The sequence below is a fragment of the Variovorax paradoxus genome (genome assembly GCF_022009635.1).
Classification (GTDB): domain Bacteria; phylum Pseudomonadota; class Gammaproteobacteria; order Burkholderiales; family Burkholderiaceae_C; genus Variovorax.
In genome coordinates this window covers 7126478-7146513 of record NZ_CP091716.1, presented here as the reverse complement: position 1 = coordinate 7146513, position 20036 = coordinate 7126478, and the positions used below count along the sequence as shown (strand labels likewise).

Annotated in this window: 18 protein-coding genes and 1 pseudogene; 8 read left to right on the top strand and 11 right to left on the bottom strand. The window is 58.5% G+C overall.

Features of this window, described 5'->3' with window-relative positions; translation table 11 throughout:
• Positions 1-125: 125 nt before the first annotated feature.
• Both L3V85_RS33590 and L3V85_RS33585 read right to left on the bottom strand, forming a co-directional pair.
• The gene (locus L3V85_RS33590) at positions 126-1712 is read right to left on the bottom strand and encodes a UxaA family hydrolase (protein ID WP_237676887.1); all 1587 of its coding nucleotides are present in this window, start codon (positions 1710-1712) and stop codon (positions 126-128) included.
• 59 nt (positions 1713-1771) lie between these two features.
• Entirely contained in the window at positions 1772-3058 is a 1287-nt protein-coding gene (locus L3V85_RS33585) for a UxaA family hydrolase (RefSeq protein ID WP_237676886.1), read from the bottom strand.
• Here L3V85_RS33585 and L3V85_RS33580 point away from each other — a divergent pair.
• Entirely contained in the window at positions 3051-4265 is a 1215-nt protein-coding gene (locus L3V85_RS33580; RefSeq protein ID WP_237676885.1) for a LacI family DNA-binding transcriptional regulator, read from the top strand. The two genes, L3V85_RS33585 and L3V85_RS33580, sit on opposite strands and share 8 nt — an antisense overlap.
• A 19-nt stretch (positions 4266-4284) precedes the next feature.
• On the opposite strand, the gene L3V85_RS33575 is transcribed toward L3V85_RS33580, so the two are convergent.
• Positions 4285-5679: an MFS transporter gene (locus tag L3V85_RS33575; RefSeq protein ID WP_337250101.1), complete on the bottom strand. Its 1395-nt coding sequence runs from the start codon at positions 5677-5679 to the stop codon at positions 4285-4287.
• 322 nt (positions 5680-6001) lie between these two features.
• On the opposite strand from L3V85_RS33575, the gene L3V85_RS33570 reads away from it, so the two are divergent.
• The gene (locus L3V85_RS33570) at positions 6002-6859 is read left to right on the top strand and encodes an NAD-dependent epimerase/dehydratase family protein (protein WP_237676883.1); all 858 of its coding nucleotides are present in this window, start codon (positions 6002-6004) and stop codon (positions 6857-6859) included.
• On the top strand, positions 6856-7953 hold the full coding sequence (locus L3V85_RS33565; protein WP_237676882.1) for a mandelate racemase/muconate lactonizing enzyme family protein: 1098 nt from the start codon (positions 6856-6858) through the stop codon (positions 7951-7953). The genes L3V85_RS33570 and L3V85_RS33565 overlap by 4 nt, the downstream gene beginning before the upstream one ends.
• 93 nt (positions 7954-8046) lie before the next feature.
• Here the strand turns inward: L3V85_RS33565 and L3V85_RS37385 are convergent, their stop codons facing one another.
• Complete coding sequence (locus tag L3V85_RS37385) at positions 8047-8172, bottom strand: hypothetical protein (protein ID WP_272934469.1); 126 nt, start codon at positions 8170-8172, stop codon at positions 8047-8049.
• Positions 8173-8300: 128 nt separating this feature from the next.
• Between L3V85_RS37385 and L3V85_RS33560 the strand changes: the two genes are divergently transcribed.
• Positions 8301-8732, top strand: coding sequence for a PaaI family thioesterase (locus L3V85_RS33560; protein ID WP_237676881.1), 432 nt, complete (start codon positions 8301-8303; stop codon positions 8730-8732).
• A gap of 3 nt (positions 8733-8735) precedes the next feature.
• On the opposite strand, the pseudogene L3V85_RS33555 reads toward L3V85_RS33560, so the two are convergent.
• From L3V85_RS33555 to istA, 3 genes and pseudogenes are all read right to left on the bottom strand, one after another.
• Positions 8736-8936: pseudogene (locus tag L3V85_RS33555) on the bottom strand (transposase domain-containing protein); the annotation flags it as partial.
• Between the two features lie 325 nt (positions 8937-9261).
• Entirely contained in the window at positions 9262-10071 is an 810-nt protein-coding gene (gene istB, locus L3V85_RS33550; protein WP_237676880.1) for an IS21-like element helper ATPase IstB, read from the bottom strand.
• On the bottom strand, positions 10064-11575 hold the full coding sequence (gene istA, locus L3V85_RS33545) for an IS21 family transposase (RefSeq protein WP_237676879.1): 1512 nt from the start codon (positions 11573-11575) through the stop codon (positions 10064-10066). Before istA ends, istB begins: the two co-directional genes overlap by 8 nt.
• Before the next feature lie 317 nt (positions 11576-11892).
• Here istA and L3V85_RS33540 point away from each other — a divergent pair, with 317 nt between their 5' ends.
• The 4 genes from L3V85_RS33540 (at position 11893) to L3V85_RS33525 (ending at position 13941) form a co-directional block, all read left to right on the top strand.
• Positions 11893-12159 (top strand): hypothetical protein, encoded by a 267-nt coding sequence (locus L3V85_RS33540; RefSeq protein ID WP_237676878.1) that lies wholly within the window; start codon positions 11893-11895, stop codon positions 12157-12159.
• Between the two features lie 222 nt (positions 12160-12381).
• Positions 12382-12984: a hypothetical protein gene (locus tag L3V85_RS33535; RefSeq protein WP_237676877.1), complete on the top strand. Its 603-nt coding sequence runs from the start codon at positions 12382-12384 to the stop codon at positions 12982-12984.
• Positions 12985-13044: 60 nt separating this feature from the next.
• A complete protein-coding gene (locus tag L3V85_RS33530) occupies positions 13045-13227 on the top strand; it encodes a hypothetical protein (protein ID WP_237676876.1) in 183 nt (60 codons plus the stop codon).
• A gap of 66 nt (positions 13228-13293) precedes the next feature.
• On the top strand, positions 13294-13941 hold the full coding sequence (locus tag L3V85_RS33525) for a hypothetical protein (RefSeq protein WP_237676875.1): 648 nt from the start codon (positions 13294-13296) through the stop codon (positions 13939-13941).
• Positions 13942-14214: 273 nt separating this feature from the next.
• Here L3V85_RS33525 and L3V85_RS33520 read toward each other — a convergent pair whose 3' ends face one another.
• The 4 genes from L3V85_RS33520 to L3V85_RS33505 all read right to left on the bottom strand — a co-directional run bounded on the left by L3V85_RS33520 (position 14215) and on the right by L3V85_RS33505 (position 19775).
• A complete protein-coding gene (locus L3V85_RS33520; protein ID WP_237676874.1) occupies positions 14215-14571 on the bottom strand; it encodes a hypothetical protein in 357 nt (118 codons plus the stop codon).
• Positions 14572-15481: 910 nt separating this feature from the next.
• Positions 15482-15952, bottom strand: coding sequence for a hypothetical protein (locus tag L3V85_RS33515; RefSeq protein ID WP_237676873.1), 471 nt, complete (start codon positions 15950-15952; stop codon positions 15482-15484).
• A gap of 74 nt (positions 15953-16026) precedes the next feature.
• The gene (locus L3V85_RS33510; RefSeq protein WP_237676872.1) at positions 16027-18300 is read right to left on the bottom strand and encodes an integrase; all 2274 of its coding nucleotides are present in this window, start codon (positions 18298-18300) and stop codon (positions 16027-16029) included.
• On the bottom strand, positions 18183-19775 hold the full coding sequence (locus L3V85_RS33505; RefSeq protein WP_237676871.1) for a hypothetical protein: 1593 nt from the start codon (positions 19773-19775) through the stop codon (positions 18183-18185). The genes L3V85_RS33510 and L3V85_RS33505 overlap by 118 nt, the downstream gene beginning before the upstream one ends.
• Positions 19776-20036: the final 261 nt, after the last annotated feature.

Below are 20036 nucleotides of genomic sequence, written 5' to 3'. Positions count from 1 at the left end.
TTGGTGGACGTTTTGAAGTCCTGAATGAAAGCGTTTCCATTGAACCGGAGCTGACTCTGAACTTCTGCAGGGTTATCCCGATGGGCTTGTGATAGCGTCCCGCATGTTGAGACTGAACGTCTGGTTCAGTCGGCGATGCCGAGCGGCCAGGGCACAAACTCGTTGAGCCCCACCCCCAAGGCCTCGCTCTTCGTCTTCTCGCCGGAGGCGTGGCGCAGCACTTGCTCGAAGATCCGCTGGCCCATGTCGGCAATGGTGGCGTCACCGTCGATCACAGGGCCGCAGTTGATGTCCATGTCAGGCTCCATGCGCGCGTACATTGGTGTGTTGCTGGCCAACTTGATGGTGGGAGAGGGCACCGAGCCGAAGCACGAGCCGCGGCCCGTCGTGAAGCAGATGAGATTGGCTCCGCCCGCGATCTGTCCGGTGGCGGAGACCGGGTCATAGCCGGGCGTGTCCATGAATACCAGACCGTGCTGTGTCACAGGCTGGGCGTACTCGTAAACCTCCATCAACGGTGCGTTGCCACCTTTCTTGGCCCCGCCGAGCGACTTCTCCAACACGTTCGCGAGGCCACCAGCGTTGTTGCCAGGGCTCACCTGGCCGTTGATCTGCGTGTCGCGTCCCTTGTTGTACTCGAGCCACCAGTCGATTCGGGCCACGAGCTTTTGGCCGATCTCGGGCGTGCGTGCTCGCGCTGTCAGCGTGTGCTCTACGCCGTAGATCTCGGAGGTCTCGGAAAGGATGGCCGTGCCGCCGTTGCGAATCAGTATTTCCATGGCCGCGCCAAGCGCGGGGTTGGCGGACAGACCGGAAAAGCCGTCTGAGCCGCCGCACTGCATCCCGACCATGATGTGCTCTGCAGACACTGACTCGCGCCGCGCTGTATCGGCTTGCGGGAGCATGGCACGGACGATCTCGATGCCGGCTGCAATTGCTTTTTTGGTACCGCCTGCATCCTGGATGACGAGTGTCTGGAGCATCGGGCCGCGGACCAGACCCTGGTGTTCGAGGAAGGCCTCAAGTTCGTTGTGTTCCTGGCCCAACGCGATGACCAATGCGCCTGCCGTGTTGGGGTGCTTCACATAGCCTCCGATCGTGCGGCGCAGCATGTCCATAGGCTCACCGCTGCGTTCCATTCCCGAGCCTTGTTCGTGGATGTAGGGAACGACGCCGTCGACATGGGGATAGGCAGCGAGCTCGTCCGCATCGAAGAAGCGGGCGATCTGGCGCGCCACGGTGGCGCCGCTGTGGGAGACGATGAACACGCCGATGTAGTTGCGCGTGGCCACGCGCCCGTCTGCGCGCACGATGCCATGGAAGCGAGCCCGGTCGCCCGGCGACAGCAGCACTGTCGGCGCGTAGTCCAGGCCGTGCCTGTAGTCCTTGACCAAGTCGCCGAAGGCGATGTTGTGACTGTGCATCCAGGTGCCGGCGGGCAAGTCCTCGGATGCGAAGCCGATTACGGTGTTGTACTTCAGTACGGGCGCCCCCTTCGCTATCGCGCGAGTCGCCATCTTGTGGCCAGCGGGCACGGCCTGGAGTGTCGTCACACCCTCGGCTGGAACAGGTGTGCCTGCGGGAACTTCCATGCGCGCGACGACAACGTTGTCCTTCGGGTCGAGGCGGATGAAGGGATTGCGGAGCACGGCGTCGGAGGGCTTGACTGTCGAGGAAAGCGTCGGAGTGATGGGTTTGGCGGTGGTGGTCATCGTGAGAGGAGTTCGTTGAGCAAGGGCAGGAAGGGGCCTTCGGGAGGAGCGCTTCGCCTTCAGGCCAGCACGCCGATCGGCCAGGGCACATACTCGTTGTCGCCTACGCCAAGCTCCTCGCTCTTCGTGAGTTCGCCGCTCGCGTATTCCAACCAGCGCTGGAGCACCACTTGTGCCATCTCCAGTACGCCGGTGCTCCCGTCGAGAACAGGGCCGCAGTCGATGTCCGAGTCGTCCTCCATGCGTGCGAATGCGGCCGAGTTGCTGACCAGCTTCACCGTCGGCACACCGGCTGCACCGAATGTGGAGCCCAAGCCCGTGGTCAGCGCCACCAGGTTGGCGCCGCTGGCCACCTGACCGGTCGCGGAGACCGCCGCATATGCCGGCGCATCCATCAACACCAGCCCATTGGCGTTAACGGGGTGGGCGTATTCGAGGACGGCCTGGATGGGTGAACTGCCTGCGCGGAGGAAGCCCGAGATTGCGTTGTCGGCGGAGCTCGCCATTCCTCCCGGATTGCTGCCGCTCGTGCGAGTGAGTTGCGTGTCGCGGCCGTGTGTGTAGGTCTTCCACCAATGAATGCGCTGGGCGATGCGGCCACCGACCTGCGCGCTGGCGGCACGTCGTGCCACCTGCTCCTGCAAGGCGGCCAAGTCGCTGGTCTCGGAGAGGATGGCTGTACCGCCGGCCTCTACAAGCAGATCCACCGCTGCACCCAACACAGGATTGGCGGAGCGCGCGGCGAGATCATCGACGGCAGCGGACTGGAGTCCCACCACCAGATGCCGGGCCGGCACAGGTTCGCGTTGGCAGGCATCTGCCATGGGCAGCATTTCCTCGACGGCAGCAATACCGGCAGCTACCGCATTGGCCGTGCCGCCAATTTCCTGCATCACGATCATGTGCAACATGGGGCCCGCGACGAGCTTCTCCTGTTCAAAGAAACCGCGGATGTTGTTGCGTTCGCAGCCTAGCGCGATCACCACCGCGCCGACGATGTTCGGGTTGCGAATGGTCCCGGCAATGGTGCGGCGCAGGAGGTTCATGGGTTCGCCGGTCATTTCCATGCCGCAGCCCAACTCGTGCACGAACGGCACCACGCCATCGACGTTGCCGTACGACGCCAAGCGCTTCGACGTGAAGTGGTCGGCCACCATGCGCGCCGTGGTCGCGCCGCAGTTGCCCACGACAAAGATGCCAATGTGGTTTCGCGTGCCGACTCGCCCGTCCGGCCGCACGTAGCCCTGGAATTCGAGGTGTGCTTGCTGAGGCACGTCATTCGCGTGGCGTGAGGCGCGCGGCACGTTCGGGGCAAGCCGGGACTCGCCGGGAGAAGGGGTGTTCATCGAGGTTGACATGGCTCTTCAAAGCGTCATGGAAGCGCTTACATTGCGTGGTGAAAAAAGAGGCCCAAACGAGCCTGCTTTCCATTTTTCAGTGCATTTTATGGAAACGCTTTCATTGGGTCAATCGCGCGGTATAACCAATGCTTCCGCATCGTTATGCGGCCCCCAAAACGTGAAGCGCTCCAGAACCTCTCCCTCATCGTCTTCCGTGCCTTCGGGCTCGGCCCCTCGCATGTCGGACGTGGCTGCGGCTGCCGGGGTGTCGCTCGTCACGGTATCGCGTTGCATCAATCAGCCCGACAAGGTCACGCCTGAAACGCTGGCTCTGGTGCGCGCGGCAGTGGAACGCCTGGGCTACGTTCCCAATCTCACCGCGGGCAGCCTGGCGTCCAATCGATCACGCATCGTTGCCGCGATCGTGCCGACCATCTCCAATTCGGTCTTTTCCGAAATGGTCGAAGCGCTTGCCAGCACATTGAGTGCGGGCGGCTATCAACTGCTACTTGGACAATCCTCATACCGCGCGGACGACGAGGAGCGCCTCGTAGATGCGTTTCTGGGCCGTCGCGTGGACGGACTGGTGCTGACAGGAGCACCACGTGCAGAACAATTGGCACAGCGCCTGCGCCGTAACGGCCTGCCCGTCGTGCAGACCTGGGACCTGCCACTGCGGCCGATCGACATGGCGGTTGGTTTCTCGAATTTCGATACCGGCATGGCCGCAGGACGCTTCCTCGCTGGAAAGGGACGACGGCGCATTGGTTTTCTCGGCGCCAGCGAAGACCGTGCAGCCCAGCGGCTCGCCGGCTTGCGCGCTGCGCTGGCGGATGCAGGGCTGCTGCCACCAGAGGTTGAAACGCTGCCGCCTCCGGTGCTGGTGGACAAGGCTGGCCCAGGCCTTTCAGCCATGCTCGAGCGTGCGCCCGATCTCGATGCGATTTTCTGCAACAACGATCTCCTGGCCGCTGGCGTTCTGTTCGAATGCCAGCGCCGTGCTGTCCGAGTGCCTGACGACCTGGCTGTGCTGGGTTTCGGCGATCTGCCTATTGGTACCGCGGCCTTTCCGGCACTGAGCACCATCCGAATTGGCCTGCGCGGCATGGGTGAGCAGGCAGGGCGCCTTCTGCTTGCCCGTTTTGCCGGGGAGGGCAATCTGCCGGGCTTGACCGATCTCGGTTTCGAGGTGGTGCAGCGCGACAGCGCGTGAAGTGGCTTTTCGGCGATCTTCAGCGTACTGCCGGTGTGCCGTCGATCACCTCATTCGCGTTGCCGGATCGACGGCGGCTGCGCACGTTGAAGCGTTCGATCTTGCCCACGATGAGCCAGTAGCTCATCACGGCCACCAATCCGTGGAGGCCGACGAACACAAGGGCGTAGTGGAAGGAGTTGGTAGCTCCGAGGATGTAGCCGATGACGAGCGGTGTGGTGATCCCTGCCGTGTTGCCGATGGCGTTGAACACTCCGCCGGTCAAGCCGATCAGTTCCTTCGGGGCCGTGTCAGCAACGACCGTCCAACCCAGCGAGCCGAAGCCCTTGCCGAAGAAGGCCAGAGACATCAGGCCGATCACCATCCAGTCCGCGTCGACAAAGTTGCAGCCAATCATGCTGGCTGTCAGAAGCAACCCGATAGTGATGGGGATCTTGCGCGCGATCGTGAGCGAGCCGGTGCGCCTGAGCAGCCAGTCCGTGACGAACCCGGTGCTCACTCCTCCAATGAAGCCCGCAATGGCGGGTAGGGAAGCAATGAACCCGGCGTTGAGGATCGAGAAACCACGTTCCTTGACGAGGTACGTTGGAAACCAGGACACAAAGAACCAGGTGATGGCCGTGATGCAGTATTGCGCGAGGAAGATGCCTGAAAGCATGCGGCTGCGAAAAAGGTCCAGGATGCCGGGCGCATCCGGGTCTTTGCGCACCGAGGTCTGCCGTGCGTTGAGGTCGGTGAGCGCACCGCCGGCGCGGATCGAGTCCAGCTCCTGCGCCGAAAGCGAAGGGTGGGTTGCAGGGACGTGAAACCAGGCGTACCAGACCACGGCCAGCAGCAAGCCAAGGCCACCCATGACCGAGAAGACATGTTCCCAGCCGAAGCGATGGTCCAACCAGCCCATGAGCGGTGTGAAAACGGCAAGCGAGAGGTACTGCGCGCTGTTGAAGATCGCCCCGGCCACGCCACGTTCTCCGGAAGGAAACCACATCGCGATCACGCGGCCTGAAGCGGGTCCAACGGGTGCTTCGAAAACGCCCATCAGAAAACGCAATGCGATCAGCGTAGCGAACACCGAGCCGAACCATGCCGCGGCACCTTGCAGCGCCGTGCAAATCGACCAAAGCACCAAACCGATTACCACTGTGCGTTTGGCACCCAGCCGGTCGACCAGCCATCCTGCCGGGATGTGGGCCAGGACGTATGCCCAGGCGAACGAAGAGAACAGCCATCCCATCTGGACAGGAGACAACTGCAACTCCTTGGCCATGCCTGAACCGGCAACGGACAACGTGGCCCGGTCGCCAGTGCTGAAGGCCAGCACGACGGTGATGAGGGCGAGGATGAGAAATCGCTTGCGATGGGTAAACATGAGAGTGCTGGCAAAGGCGGTGAGTGACCCGGCTACTGGGTGCATCGGTGGGACGATGCAATGCGTGGGACACGGCTGTAATCGCGTGTCTCGAAGGCTCAGGATGGCGTGTCGGGGCGGCTGATTCATTGTCGTCAGCCCCTGTCTCCAAGGCCATTCAACGCATCGCACCAGTCCCACATGTTGGGCCGTACTGTCCCGGTTAAGGGATTACCCTAAGACCGAGGCCCCGCCGCTGCCGCGGAAAGGCCGTCATATTGAGGGGTGTTGAAAAACGCTCGTCCCGATATTTGGGCCAGCCGCATCCGTGGGGTAGGGTGCCGCCGAAGACCTTCCCTGTTGCAGATCAGTGGAGACCATTTCCATCATGAAGCGCATTGCCATCACTGGCGCCGCAGGGCTAGTCGGCACCGGCCTAAGGACACAATTGCTCGAGCGCGGCTACGGCGTGCACTCGCTCGACGTGCGACCGGTTGCGATCGAGCATCCATCAGAGACATCCGCAATCGCAGACGTCACCGACCAAGCCGCGCTCACGCGTGAGTTGGAAGGCTGCGACACGGTTGTGCACTTGGCCGCATGCACTACCGATGCGGCATGGCCCGAACAGGTGAAGCTCAGCATGGAGGGCAGCATCAGTCTTTTCGATGCGGCGCGTTCGGCGGGCGTGAAGCGAGTGGTCTATGCCAGCTCGCATCACGTGGTGGGATTGCATCCACGTGCGCCGCATGGCCCCCGGATGGGCAACATGGCCATCCTGAGGCCCGACAGCCGCTACGCGGTCGGCAAGGCGTTCGGTGAATCGATCGGCGCGCTCTACGCATACAAGTTCGGCATGCCCGTGCTTTCCATTCGCATCGGCAACGTCAACACACGTCCGATTGACCGGCGTCGCTTGGGCAGCTGGATCAGCTTTCGCGATCTGGCGCAGTTGGTTGTAATCGGCATCGAGCACGAGGACCTGATCTTCGACGTGGTCTACGGGATCTCCGATGCTTCAGGGCGTCACTACGACAACGCCGCTGCCTACGCTCTTGGTTATGTGCCCCAGGATCGCTCAGAGGGCTTGGACGACGAAGTGCTTCGCGATGATCCTCCGCCCGCACTTGGCAGCGCGGCCGCGCGCGCACCTTCCGAGCTCACGCTTGGCGGCATGTTCTCCCAAGCCGAGTTCGTTGGCGACAGCGCAAGACTGCTGACTACCCATGGGAACGACGCGAAATGAAGATCGCCGCCATAGAGGTCATTGAAGCCGTCGTACCCTTCGACGACGGAGGCTCGGGAATCGGCATCACGCCGGGTCGTTGGGATTCTTTGGAATTCGTGCTTGTGCGCGTCGAGACCGACACCGGCCTGATTGGCTGGGGCGAGTGCTTTGCCTACTCGTGCAGGGCAGCGGTTGCCACAGCGGCACGGACCATGGTCGCCCCGCTGCTCGAAGGCCGCGAACTGCCGGCAACGCCTGAGCCGCTCAATCTTGAACTGCAAAAACGTCTGCACATCTTTGGGCGATACGGCATCGCCATGTTTGCGATCTCGGGTTTCGACATTGCGCTGTGGGACATTGCGGCTCAGGCTCAGGGAAAGCCGCTGCATGCGCTGTTGGGCCCCCAAGTACGCAACGAGGTCTCCGCGTACGCGAGTCTCGTGCGCTACGGAGATCCTGCTCTTGTCAAAAAATACTGCAGCGACGCGAAGGCGCTCGGCTATCGTTTCGTGAAGCTCCACGAGATAGAACCGGCCGTCATGCGCGCGGCAAGGGAAGCTTGCGGCCCTGAGATCGGCATCTCGGTCGACGTGAACTGCGCATGGTCGCCCGACGTTGCCCGGGAGCGCATCCCAGTGCTCCAGGAAATCGATGCCATGTGGATCGAGGAGCCTGTGTTTCCTCCCGAGGACATCTTCAATCAGGCCGCTATCAATCGAGAGTTTCCGGTCGGTGCAGGGGAGAACGCCTGCACCCGCTACGAGTTCGCCCGAATGATCGATGCGGGTGCGGTGCGATTCGCGCAGCCATCGGTGATCAAGGTCGGCGGCATCACCGAGTTCGTCGGGGTGTGCGCATACGCGGCCGCCAAAGGTGTCGCCGTCATGCCGCACACCCCATATTTCGGCCCCGGCTATTTCGCAACACTTCACCTGCTTGCCGGGCTACGCGGCGAGCCGCTGTTCGAGCATCTATATATTCGCCCTGCAGCCGACATTGCGCTTGGCGGAACACCGCTGCCGGTACAGGGCACCGTGCCTATTCCGAGTAGCCCTGGGGTCGGCTTTGCTCCAGACCCGGCAGTGCTCGCGCGTTTCAGGCTCAATGCCTGAGCCTGTGCGGGAAACCTACGAGCGCCCCAACGAACGCAAGGCGCGTGACTGCCACAACTTCGATTTGGATGATTCTCGCGCCGGCAAGCAAATTCACTGCACGTAGATCGTGGCCGACGCGGCCACGCCCGCCACCGAGGTGCCGAAGGCCAGGCCCAGGCCCTTCACCGGCGCGGACAGCGACGCAGTTCTGCTTGGTGACTGCGCGGCAGGACTCATCAGCGTTGACATCCCTCTGAGCGTGGTAAGCGCCCAGTGAACACGCCTTGACGATGTCAGTGCGTCGTCGCCGAGCCTGATGTCTACCCATGGCACTATGACGGCTTGGCAAGACTTATGAGACATTGATGAGCGATCTTCACGCGCGAGTGGCGAACAGCTTTGCTGCGCAAGGCTTGATGGTGACCATGGGTGCCCGGTTGGCCGTGGTTTCTGAGGGCGAGGTACACATTGAGTTGCCCTTCTCAGGTGCCTTGTCCCAGCAGCACGGCTATTTGCATGCCGGGGCCACGACCAGCATCGTGGACAGTGCTTGCGGCTACGCTGCACTCACCAAGGCTCCCCCTGGATTAGAGGTCGTGACGGCGGAGTTCAAGCTGAACCTCTTGCGGCCTGCGCTCGGCACGCGCTTCTTGGCTGTCGGGCGAGTTGTGAGTTCGGGCAAGCTCTTGACGGTCTGCACCGGCGAGGTTCGGGCGTTTGTCAACGACGGTGATTCGTACAAGGTTGTGGCCTTGATGCAAGCCACGATCGTGAACGTGAACGCCACGCCGGCGTAGCTGCTAGAGCGCTCGCCAGTGATGCGGCAACAGCTCCGCAATGCGGCTGGCCGGGTGTGAGAGCAGCCGCTCGAGGACATCCCTGAGGTATGCGTGTGGCTCGTGGCCGTTCAGGCGCGCTGAGTGCACCAGGCTCATGACGGCCGCAGCCCGTTGACCAGCGCGCAAGCTGCCGGCGAACAGCCAGTTCTTACGGTTATGCGCAGCTGCGCGTAACCGAAATAAGGTGAACCGCGTGCTTATGCGAAGTCCGTAAGGCTGAGCCTGTCCTGAATTTTGTGTTCGAGGCATAGCATGACGAGAAGGAGCATGTATGCCAGTGAGCAAGACGAAGATTGTCCGCGCCGAAGTAGAACTGAGCCACCGTGCCGCTTGAATCGTGAGCCAGGGGTGGAAGCCGACGCAGCGATGGTCGGCTGTGGATAAGTGTATGTCCTGTCTTGGTTTGTGACTTCCTTTCGCTTCTTGTGATCGAGCTCATAGGGCGCAAAGGGCCAAGCCCGTAGCGCCCTGCCACGCGCTGCAGCCGTCAGTCGGTAGCGTCTATTGGATCGATCTTGGCGCCTGCCTTGCGGGTCTGCTCCCTGGCCTTGATGCGCCTTTTCGCCATGGCACTGCTATGCAGGAACCGATGGCTCTCGTTGCCCGTCTCCACGATGTGGCAGTGGTGCGTGAGGCGGTCGAGCAAGGCTGTCGTCATCTTGGCGTCGCCGAACACGGTCGACCATTCGGCGAAGTCCAGGTTGGTTGTGATCACCACGCTGGTGTGCTCGTACAGCTTGGACAGCAGGTGGAACAGCAACGCGCCGCCGGCCTGACTGAACGGCAGGTAGCCCAACTCGTCCAGGATCACCAGATCCATTCGCAGCAAGCCCAGCGCGATGCGCCCGGCCTTGCCCTGAGCCTTCTCTTGTTCCAAGGCATTGACCAGATCGACCGTCGAGTAGAACCGCACGCGCTTGCCGTGGCGCGTGATGCCCGATACGCCCAGAGCCGTTGCCAGATGGGTCTTTCCTGTGCCAGGACCACCGACCAGAACCACGTTGTGCGCGGCCTCGGTGAACTCCAGCATCGCGAGCTGGTGGACCAGCTTCTGGTCGACCACCGAGGCATCGAAGTCGAAGCCGGCCAGATCCCGGTGCACGGGGAAGCGCGCCGAGTTCATCTGGTGCTGCACCGAACGCATCGAACGGTCCGTGGTCTCGGCCTGCAGCAGGTGTTCGACCAGCCAGCGCGAGGCGTCCAGCCCGGACGCTGCACCTTGCTCCGCCAGATCGCACCAGGCACTGGCCATGCCGTGCAGGCGCAGTGCCTTGAGTTCGACTGTCACGTCACGCATGGTCCACCTCCTGTCCGCGCAGGCTGTCGTAGCGCGCCGTGTTGGCCAGCGGCGGCGTGACGATCTGCAGCGCCGTCTCGGCACTTTGCGCAGCTGCCGGCGCGGTGAGCCGGCCAAGCACATTGACGACGTGCTCTACGCTGACCCGGCCCGATGGCGGACCACTCTCCAGTGCCAACTCGACCGCCACGATCACCGCATCCAGTCCCGCCGTCGGCACGATGGCCAACACCTGAGCCATCACGCGGTCTCCACCGGCCTGGCGCAGCAGGCCGCGGCGCAGTCGCTGCAGCGCCTCGGGCATGTCTGCGAAGGGCGCACCGTTCCTCAATGCACCAGGCTTGCGCTGGACGAGCGGGATGTAGTGTTGCCAGTCGTAGCGGGTGCCGCCAGAGGCGCTCAGGCGCTCGTGGCGCGCCACTGCCGCATCTTCTGCGACCACCACGACGTTGCCTTGGTACAGCCGCGTGCTGACCATCTGCCCGGCCAGTTCGCATGGCACCGAGTAGCGATTGCGTGCCACCGACACCAGGCAGGTGCTCGACACCCGTGCCGGCTTCTCCACGTAGCCGTCGAAGGGCTCGGGCATGGGCATCAGGTGGGGCCGCTCGTGCTCGAGCATCTCGACCACGCTGAACTGGCCGTGCTCGGGATGGCGGATCTCACTCCACAAGGACCGGCAGCGCTCGCCCAACCATGCATTGAGTTCGACGAAGGAGCCGAAGCGGCGCTGGCCCGCCTCGATCCAGATGCGTCGACGACTGTCCTGCACGTTCTTCTCCACGCGCCCCTTCTCCCAGCCGGAGGCTACGTTGCAGAAGTCGGGGTCGTACAGGTAGTGCGCGCACATCACGGCGAAGCGGGCATTGACGGTGCGGCCCTTGCCCTTGTGAACCTTGTCGACGGCGGTGCGCATGTTGTCGTAGATCCCGCGGCGCGCCACACCGCCCAACGCTGCGAACGACCTCGTGTGGGCGTCGAACAGCATCTCGTGGCCTTGGCTCGGGTATGCCACCAGCCAGAACGCACGGCTCGCGCACAGCTTCAGGTGCGACACCTGCACACGGTAGTAGATGCCGCCGACGACCAGGCCCTCTTCGCTCCAATCGAACTGGAAGGCCTCACCGAGCTCGAAGTTCAGCGGCACGAACGCCGTGACGTTGACTGCCTGTCCCTCACCCTGGCGCCAGGCTCGAATGAAGTCAGTGACGGCCGAGTAACCGCCGTCGTAGCCCGCCGCCTTGATCTCGGCGTGCAGCGCACGTGCCGTTCGCCTCTCGTGCTTGGGCCGCCGCGCATCGGCCGTCAATGCCTGCTTGAGCGCTTCCTCAAACGGGCTGAGCTTGTTCGGGCGCGGCTCGCGCCGGTACTTCGGCGCCTCCTTCACTGGTGCGCGCAGCCACTTCGACACCGTGTTGCGAGACAGCCCCGTCCTGCGCGCTATCTCGCGCTCCGACAGCTTGTCCCTCGCGTGCAGCCGTCGGATCTTGCCAATCATGTCCATGGTGATCACTCCTCGAACCCCGCCGCTTAAATAAACAGCAGGGTAGGTTGAACACCTGGCTCACTTTTACTTCGGCACTACCTACAAAACTGGCTCAGTTTTCGGTCGGCGCCAACACATGGTCTGATACACGAGGGTGCCGAGGTTCTGAAGGGCATCAAATACGCGCTGCGCTCCGATGTCATGTTCGGAGCGCGCTGACCCTCTAAGGCCGGGAACGGCCAGGACCTGCCGTTCGGTGCCGACGCAGAATTCGCCCGCAACCGGACGCTCAATAGACGAGGATGTTGATGGAGACTAGGAAATCGGTGCTTGACGTGAGCGGCGCCACATCACCGCTATACGTGCGACAGGCCGTGGCGCGCTTTCTCGGCCTGTCCCTTGACCGTGAGCTCACGTGGGAATTCCTGCGTGAGAGCTTGGTGGCTGGCTCAGAACCTTCGCTTCCGGTCAAGGTCACGGTCATCGGTCTTCCTCGTTTGGCCGCGCTCTATCGCGATGAGGGCTGCGAACTGTCGGCGTGGCTACGTGGACTCGAAAAGCGGCATCCTGGAATCAGCATCCAGGTCAGCCTTCACGACTGAAGGCGCGCCCGGCAGAATCCGGCTATGAGCTGTCGGTCGGCTGCGCTGCAGAAATCGCCAGGTAGCAGACCTTTGCGGCGCTCGCACAACGTTCTGCTTCGAACCTGACGCTGGCCTCTTGCGAAGCGCGTGCACACCCCTGTGCGGCTGCTGACAATCACAAAAGTGTCTACCCGTCTGCAGGTCCATCACCAACTTGGCTTAATGTCCAAAAACCGACGAATGAAACCTCGCATCGACAACTCTCTTGCGGTGAGTGCGTTGGCCTTGTGTTTGCTCCTCTCAGGTTGCGCAACACCGGCCCCATTGGTCTACAGCCAGCTTGAGCGTGAGGCAGTTCAAGGCGACCGGTTCACTGTTGTAGATAAACGTGCCCCGGAAGAAAAGAAGTCTGAATTTCTTTCTCTTGTGGTCTCCAACGACAACTACGGCATCTATCGAATCGGGGACGTGGAAATTCAACCAGACCGAATTGCCTATATAGAAGCCAGGCTTCGGCAGAAGGCCGACAGCCGTTTGGCAGGAAAGACCGTGCAGGTTGAACAGGCGGTCATTCTCAATAACCAGCAGGCATTATCACGGCGCATCGCGGTCGGGGCGGCAGTCGGTGGCTCGGTAGGAGCTGCAATCGTCGAGGCAATGGACAAGTCCCTTCCTTTCATCGATACCACTATCAGGCTGCAGATTGCCGGGAGCACGTATACGTCGCGACAAGCCGTTGTGTACATCAATACCGGCCAAACACCGAACACCAATGCCAACATGGCCGCTAGCATCAAGAAAGCACTCGACTCGGCCGTCGATGACATAGCGTCGCGCATTTGACCCTCTGGAGGCGAATGCGTCGCTGCGCCTAGCGCGGGCCAGAAAAGGAGGGTCTCTCGCATGCAGATGAAGAAATGGGAGGCAGCGGGTGTAGTTGCAGAGCGCGACTCTTTCGACATCGACATCGACAGCGCCAAGCCGACTCGTCCCCCCAACGTCCGCTATCGCGACGACGCTACGTCTCCTTCGGGCCCCAAGACGACATTGCCCTCGCCGCAGAGCAGCCATTCCGGCGCCCCTTGAAGGCACAACCAGGTTCCAGCGGGGCCGGCGTTTTATGGCAGCATTCGGTCGCAACCGGATACATAAATGCACATTCTTCGCTTTTTCATTCAGGGGCAACTGGCCGTACTGACTCTGACAGCCGCATTGCTGTTCCCCACAACTGGCCTCACCCAGATTGCAACAAGAACCGAGTACCAAGTCGGCGACAGTGTAGAGATATCTCTCCCGAAAGGCTGGAGCGTGCCTGGCGCAGCGGAACTGCAACGTATCGAACGCGGAAGAGACCAGATGGCCAAGAACCAGGGTATTGCGGTCCCGCGCGTCGAAACATTAACCGCTCGAAAAGCCGACAGTACCGGCGCGGTAACTCTGGGGGCAATGATCATGGCCGCTGAAGCATCTCAGGCAGAGATCAGGAAGCTAACTCCTGCGCAGATCAACACCCTTGGCGAGGGCTACTCACGCAGCTTCACCGCAGTCCTTCGTCGGGCAGGAGCTTCGGAGATCGAGTTCGGTCCAGCAGCTTTGGAAGATGTCGGAGGCAAGCTCGCCGTTTCTCAAGCGATGAGCTACAGAGACCCGACGGGCGCAAAGCTTGCGGGCGTTCGCTACCACGTCTACATGCGGAACGCCACGGTCGTCTTGCACGAGTACGCAGCCATCAATGTCTCAAAGGGGCTGCGAGATGAGGCGACTGCGGTCATAAAGGGCGCACGCCTCACTGAACGCTAGCTCGGTGCTTCTAGGAGGCTAGACCATTTCGATTTGTGCGGAAGCCGGCTCGATTAGGGCGGGCGTTCAATATGTTCCACGGCCTAGGTCGGTGGCAATGCACCTCGGCTCACCGCGTCAAACAAAATTCCCCACTCAATCGTGTTGCGGGGGCAGTTCGTGACGACGACAGTCCCCGGCGATAGACGACAGCTTCTGGCCGAATCGTGCCACAGGAGCTAGACAGCTAGATGCCCGATGGATCCTGTGGCGCTTCATGCCGAGCACAGGCTGTCACGAGAAACGGTAGAACACCTTGTTGCCCCAATCCGTCTCGAAGCCATCCAGCACCTTTCCGTGCTCGACACCGGTGATGATGGGCGCAGTTTGGCTTCGTAGGTCCGCCTCGATTGCGTGGCGCACACTTTCCCACCGGAGAACGTGCATTAGGTACGCCAATGGCTCGCTGCTGATCTGCCGCTCGCGGAACAGCCGGATCAGGAGCTGCTCAATGGCCTCGCGGTCTTGCGGTGCAGATTCGATGTGCGCAAGGCAGCGCCGATAGAACGGCTCAGCCTGATCGAACGAGAACTTCGTATCGAGAACATGCTCCGCCTGGAGCAACTCGTCGCGCACTTGCGATGCAATCATTCCGGTTCCTCAACGTCCGCTTCTGGGCGAAATCAGACCGCATGCGCGACTGACTCCTTTTGGCCGAGTGCGGCCCTCGGAGAGCATTCTGCCGCGCTCGAGCCGGGCCCGGTCTGGCCCGTCTGCCCCAGCCTGGCAAAGACTCGACGAGTGCAACTGGAATGCGCACCTCCTGCAGGGCTTCAAGCTACGCCATGCGATCCGACGGGAAAGAGGAGTGCCGCCATGGATCACGATAGGCGCAGGTAGCGACGCGCGACGCTGGCACCCTTACGCGCGCCGACATGGCTCACCGAGCAAATCCTGACGTTAGGGGTCAAATTTGGCGAGCTGGACGGCGGCCGGGACAGAAACACACCTCTAAGTGGTTGATTTCAAAGAAATCACAGTTCCATTCCCAGTGAAAAAAATTCCATCCTCAATGGAAATCGACAGAAATCGACAACAACAGCACCGACGCCTGCATCTAAGGCCGCCAATTTCGCAGGTGGCACTCCTTTGAGCTGAGTGCCAACTCGAAAAATTCCGCCACGTATCTACGAATGCATCGGACAGCTACCTGAACTAACTCCCGGTGTTCTGTGTTCCCGCCCGCGTGCCCACGGGATCACCGCCCTCGGACTCATCGCTGCTTTCAGTTTTGACCATCGACGCGGCTGTTGTGAACAGTTATCGCCATAGAAAGCACTGGTCTGGGCCTCACCTGGGCTAGAAAGTAGCGAGTTGCGATGATGAGTCGCGAGCGGGCGGTGACAGACACAGCGCTGCGCTTGGATCAAGGTCGCTCCATTGACCGCCAGACCAGCGTGCAATGGCGCGATGGTCAGCGCCAAAAATCGCCAGCAGGCTCTTATCCCACTAGGTGTGCGCTTTAGGGGCTTTCAGAGAAACGCTATCCAGGAGACGGGACCTAATCGCTGCTGATCACTGCGAACTTCTGATTGAGTTCCTGAAGCCGTTTGCGAAGGTTTGCGATGATTTGATCGTTCGCAGCAATCCGCTTTTCAGCATTCTCACGCGCAAGAAAATGTTTAGCGCTTTCTGCTTGCGAATGTTTGAGCTTTGTCGAAAGCTCCGCTTTTGTTGCTCGAAGTAATTTTACGAGATCTGTTAGTGTCTGAGGAATTGCCGGGGCCTTTCCGTTTACTTCATCTACCAGTATCCGAATCTTTGGGTATTTGCAATTTTCCATGCTTATGAGCGTTCGCGAATGCCCAGCTTCTTCCGCGACGTTCGATAGCGTAACTTTAAGCGTTCCCTTTCGCATTAAAGATTGCAACCTTTTTGACACCGGCTTTCCCTCGGTCAATCGCTGAACCGCTTCCTCGAAATCTTTCTCAATTTGATCAATTGCGGGCGGTGCCTTTTTGAGCTTTGGCATGTCTGAATCTCTAGTCGAAAGAATGGAAAAAATCTTAATTGGAAAAATATGCGTAAGGGGCTCCGACAGAGAAATTACGCCATCGCATCAACATCTTCGCCCATGCGCCTCAAAACAGCCCTTGCTTGATCGGTTCGAAAACGGATGACGGCAAAGCCATTGTCATCCTTGGATCGACTAACTTCGCAATCTTTAAGAATCTGCGAATACTCTAGGTAGCGCTCGGACCAAAATGGCTTGTGACTCGCATCGATGATTCCACACTTGCATCCAGCGCACAGTTGGGGAGAGCGATTGTCAAAATTAGGCTTGTTTCTCAGCCAAATCGGCGTGCCAGATTGGTTGTGGCATCGCATGTCCCCTTTTCGTGTGGGATTGCACGTTGAATAAGGGTTAAAAAAGAATGAAAGGCGGTTCGCATCGCACCAATCAGCGACCGTCTTCCAGCGCTCAGTCAGCGCGAGAGATTTGCTGATTTTTTTAAGTTTCTTAGCTTCCTTTTTTAATTGCTCTCCCATTTGACCGCTAAATGTAGACGTCCCAAACACCATTTCATAAATCATGCTGTTCCTAAACTGTACATTTACGGAATCTAAAACTTCTTGATATAAGGGGTTGTTCCCAATGTAGGCCGACTCGGTTGTGGCAAGTTGCGCGTGGTGAAACTGCATTTTAATAACTGGCAAGAGCTTCGGATTGCATCGAATCGTAAAGCTAGCCCACGTCTTTCTTAGTGCGGTTGGTTTGAAAGGAACACCACCGGTTTTTTTCCAAGGAACAAGCTCACTTTGGCCGGGAAGTCGTTTGCTGTTGTCTGGTAGCTTCGAAAAGTCGACCCAAGAGCTAATAAATCCCTTAATTGATCGGGTCAGTGTGCTGGCGTAAATGCCGCGCAAAATGCGACTTTTCGTCGGTAACTTTCCGTAGACTTCTTCCATGCCTAAAATCAAAAGATCTGTCGAAGCGTTTTGCTGCCAGGGCGCATAAAGCGTGTTCAGGAAAAGCAAAGCATTTACTGCAATTGGAATTTCGCTGCCTCCTACCGGCCGCATTCCTAGCACCCAATCGACTTCTTTTGGAAAACCGTTTGTACCTTTAGATAATTGGGTGCGGATAACAAACCATTCAAAAAGCCCAGTCACACTCCTCTCAATGCGTACTCCTTTAGGCAGGCCGGTTGTCGGATCTACGCCGGCCTTAATTCCAAGAAGCTCGCACATTCTCATTCCGGAAAGTGCAAGAATTATAATTGCGCATGCGTCACGGAATGCGGTCCATAGCTGAGCGAGCCTTGTGAATCTCATTGATGTGTGCGGAGCATTGTCCCCGTATTTTTCATCTAATGGTTGATGCCACGGGTCAGTGTCGCCTTCGATCTTGCTAAACTGAAAACTATTCAGTGCCCTTTTCATGCGATTTATTCTTGCGGCATTTCCCTTGCCGGCCACCTGGCTGCGAGTTCCTCCTCGGCCATTGTCTATAGAAACAATCTGTCCTGCTTCGTGATCTTCAAAAATCTTTACGAGCTTCGACATGTCCTGAGCGGGAGCTGATAAAAGACTTGCTGCCTTGTTCAAGATAAGGATTGCGATCTCATCCGGCAAAGGCTTTATCCACCCCCGCGCTTTTTGAGCAATACTTCTCGCGATAGTAATTGCGCCTAAGCCTTTGAAGGGATGTGCGGGAAGTGACTTAATGCCAAATTTTTTGAGCGCGGACCTTTGATTCCAAAGATGGATGAGGGCAGTTAATGCGTCAACGTATGGGCTTTCGCCTGTGAGTTCTGGATCGGTATTAAGAAATGTCGGGAGTTCTTGGATGTACAAATCAATAATTTTTTGGTTTAATTCACACGGCTCAGACAGTCCGTGTAGTGACATCCAAGAAATTAAGCAAGTTAGGTTTCTTTGTATTCTCCCAAAGCTGCCTGGCGAGGGAGCTTGACCGCTCGCTGGCGAGACAATCAAAGTAAGAACAAAGCGTTTTGCCCAAAAAAGTCGTGTTGAGTGCCGCTTGTCTGTAAGGCTGCTTCCGTCTTCAAGCTTCAAAGCCCAATCGATGGTTGAAACGCACGCCGCCGCGCCAGGAGTCCGATTCGCGAACTTCCAGCGCATCTGGCCGAAGACGCTCAACGTAGAGACTGGAAAGTCTTTAAGCTGATTTTCCGTCAACCCATAGGGCGAACGTGGTGTTAAGTCTTCGCCATTACTTTCAATCAATATTTTTGACATTAACCCACCTTTGGCATTGTTACTTTTATTTTGTCTGCAGCGATTCGAATCGCTCGCGGGATGATTTTGATTAATTGTTGAAGTGCTGCCAGAATAGGAGCCCAGCATTTGAGCCACGTTGCGGAACTCATGGAACTGACACTTATATATAGTGCCTCCTCCAATCCGATGTAGTAAGCAGCGCTCTGAGGGTCATCAGGATATGCGCACGCCATTTCGCAACCCGGGCATGCGCCATAGTCTCTGCAGATCTTGCCCTTCTCTTGTGAAGGACGTGGACTGTCAAATGGGTCAAGGCATCCGAAGCCAGGAGTTGCGGCTGCGTATCCACCGGGGTGCAAACGATCTCGCGGGTCTATTGCGCCGTTGGAATTTAGCCAACGTTCCTTTACGAGCAAAATCATTCCAACCTGTTCGCGATATTTCTTTCGGATTGCGTCACTGGTGTAATGGGTCCATGTCGTAACACTTGAGCTGTGCTGAGCTGCCTTCTTGGCATCGTCGAGAAACCCAGTCGAATGCTGGGTCCATTCAAGCAACGTAGGCCTAATCTGACCGAGCGTAAACTTTTTCAGTTTATTGTCACTAATAAATTGTTTTAGGACGTGTTGCCAATTGATGTCTTGGGATGCCCCGTAGATGCCGCCGAGTCCGCCAAAACTTTTGGAATGCACTTGTCCCTCCGGAACGTATATGAATATTCTGTCGGAGTGCATATTGTCGACGGCAGGGCGAATTCTTAGCGTAATTCTGTTTAATATGTCAAGCGCTCTGTCAATGCTGAGTGCGATAGAATCGTATGGGTTTGCGTCAATAAGTACCGTTTGCACGGCGCCCGCCCTTGGCTTCAATGAACTAATCTTGATTGCTGGATCGCCTAGCTGTTCAGCATTTAAATCGATGCCTGACCAGCCCGTTGTCAGAACGGTGTCCGGGTTAAAGAAAGTGCATGTAGCTAATAAAATTGCAAATGGGACCATTTCCCGTGCGCGGGGCTGAAACACCTCGGATATGCCCCCGTGAAATCTCTTTACGGCGGCACTCAGTGCGCGATCTTTTTCCGCAATTATTCGATAACCAGGCACGCAGGCTGGATAAATTTTGTCGAGCACTGCGATCGCTATCTCTCGCCGCAAGTAATCGCGGCGCGTCGGCTGGGTCTTCAGTTTTCTAAGTGCTGCTCGTGCATGGGTGAGAATGTTCTGCGAGGCGTAATATTTTTCATCGCTAGCAAGAATTTCTCGCTCAGCTGCTTCTAAAATCTGTAAAAAATGGTCGAAATCAATCAGCTCGGTCGGATTTTGATCTTTAGGGGCTCTATTTATTTTTGTATTCAATGGAACGGCTTCTGCAATTAAGCTTGCGACGGTGGAGAATGCCCCTTCTTCGAAGCCGCTTAAAACATTTCTCGGGCTATTTATACGGTTTCTCACCGAAGAGTCGGATATATTTTTCCCGTTTCTATTTTTTTGATTTCGTATATATGCGCTTAAAGCAATGAAGAATTCGTCGTCTAAATCTGACGGTAATAAATTGAAGTATTTCTTTTCTTTTAGATAGGCGAACAATCCTCGGTGAAGCTCGCCGACCATCTCGACGCGACTTAGGGCCGACAGAGGGGCGCCTCTGATCGAAATGGCCTTGCTAAATATCGGCTCGAGGTTTGGAAATTGGAGGAGAAATGAGATGTTGACGCTTTGCGGGGCTTTTCCACCGGACCTGGGAAAAATGGCAAAAAGGGTTGGCTGACCGGTGTCCGATATACTGCGAGATACCCTAGATAGATCCAAGCTGGTGAGGTCGGTGGCTTTTTTTGTACGTGAGTTTATGAACTGTCGCCCAACGCTACTACC

Coding starts and splice junctions, on each gene's coding strand:
- L3V85_RS33590 (WP_237676887.1), bottom strand. CDS start 1,712: ATGACCACCACCGCCAAACCCATCACTCCGACGCTTTCCTCGACAGTC.
- L3V85_RS33585 (WP_237676886.1), bottom strand. CDS start 3,058: ATGAACACCCCTTCTCCCGGCGAGTCCCGGCTTGCCCCGAACGTGCCG.
- L3V85_RS33575 (WP_337250101.1), bottom strand. CDS start 5,679: ATGCACCCAGTAGCCGGGTCACTCACCGCCTTTGCCAGCACTCTCATG.
- L3V85_RS33570 (WP_237676883.1), top strand. CDS start 6,002: ATGAAGCGCATTGCCATCACTGGCGCCGCAGGGCTAGTCGGCACCGGC.
- L3V85_RS33565 (WP_237676882.1), top strand. CDS start 6,856: ATGAAGATCGCCGCCATAGAGGTCATTGAAGCCGTCGTACCCTTCGAC.
- L3V85_RS37385 (WP_272934469.1), bottom strand. CDS start 8,172: ATGAGTCCTGCCGCGCAGTCACCAAGCAGAACTGCGTCGCTGTCCGCG.
- L3V85_RS33560 (WP_237676881.1), top strand. CDS start 8,301: ATGAGCGATCTTCACGCGCGAGTGGCGAACAGCTTTGCTGCGCAAGGC.
- istB (WP_237676880.1), bottom strand. CDS start 10,071: ATGCGTGACGTGACAGTCGAACTCAAGGCACTGCGCCTGCACGGCATG.
- istA (WP_237676879.1), bottom strand. CDS start 11,575: ATGGACATGATTGGCAAGATCCGACGGCTGCACGCGAGGGACAAGCTG.
- L3V85_RS33535 (WP_237676877.1), top strand. CDS start 12,382: ATGAAACCTCGCATCGACAACTCTCTTGCGGTGAGTGCGTTGGCCTTG.
- L3V85_RS33530 (WP_237676876.1), top strand. CDS start 13,045: ATGCAGATGAAGAAATGGGAGGCAGCGGGTGTAGTTGCAGAGCGCGAC.
- L3V85_RS33525 (WP_237676875.1), top strand. CDS start 13,294: ATGCACATTCTTCGCTTTTTCATTCAGGGGCAACTGGCCGTACTGACT.
- L3V85_RS33520 (WP_237676874.1), bottom strand. CDS start 14,571: ATGATTGCATCGCAAGTGCGCGACGAGTTGCTCCAGGCGGAGCATGTT.
- L3V85_RS33515 (WP_237676873.1), bottom strand. CDS start 15,952: ATGCCAAAGCTCAAAAAGGCACCGCCCGCAATTGATCAAATTGAGAAA.
- L3V85_RS33505 (WP_237676871.1), bottom strand. CDS start 19,775: ATGGTCGGCGAGCTTCACCGAGGATTGTTCGCCTATCTAAAAGAAAAG.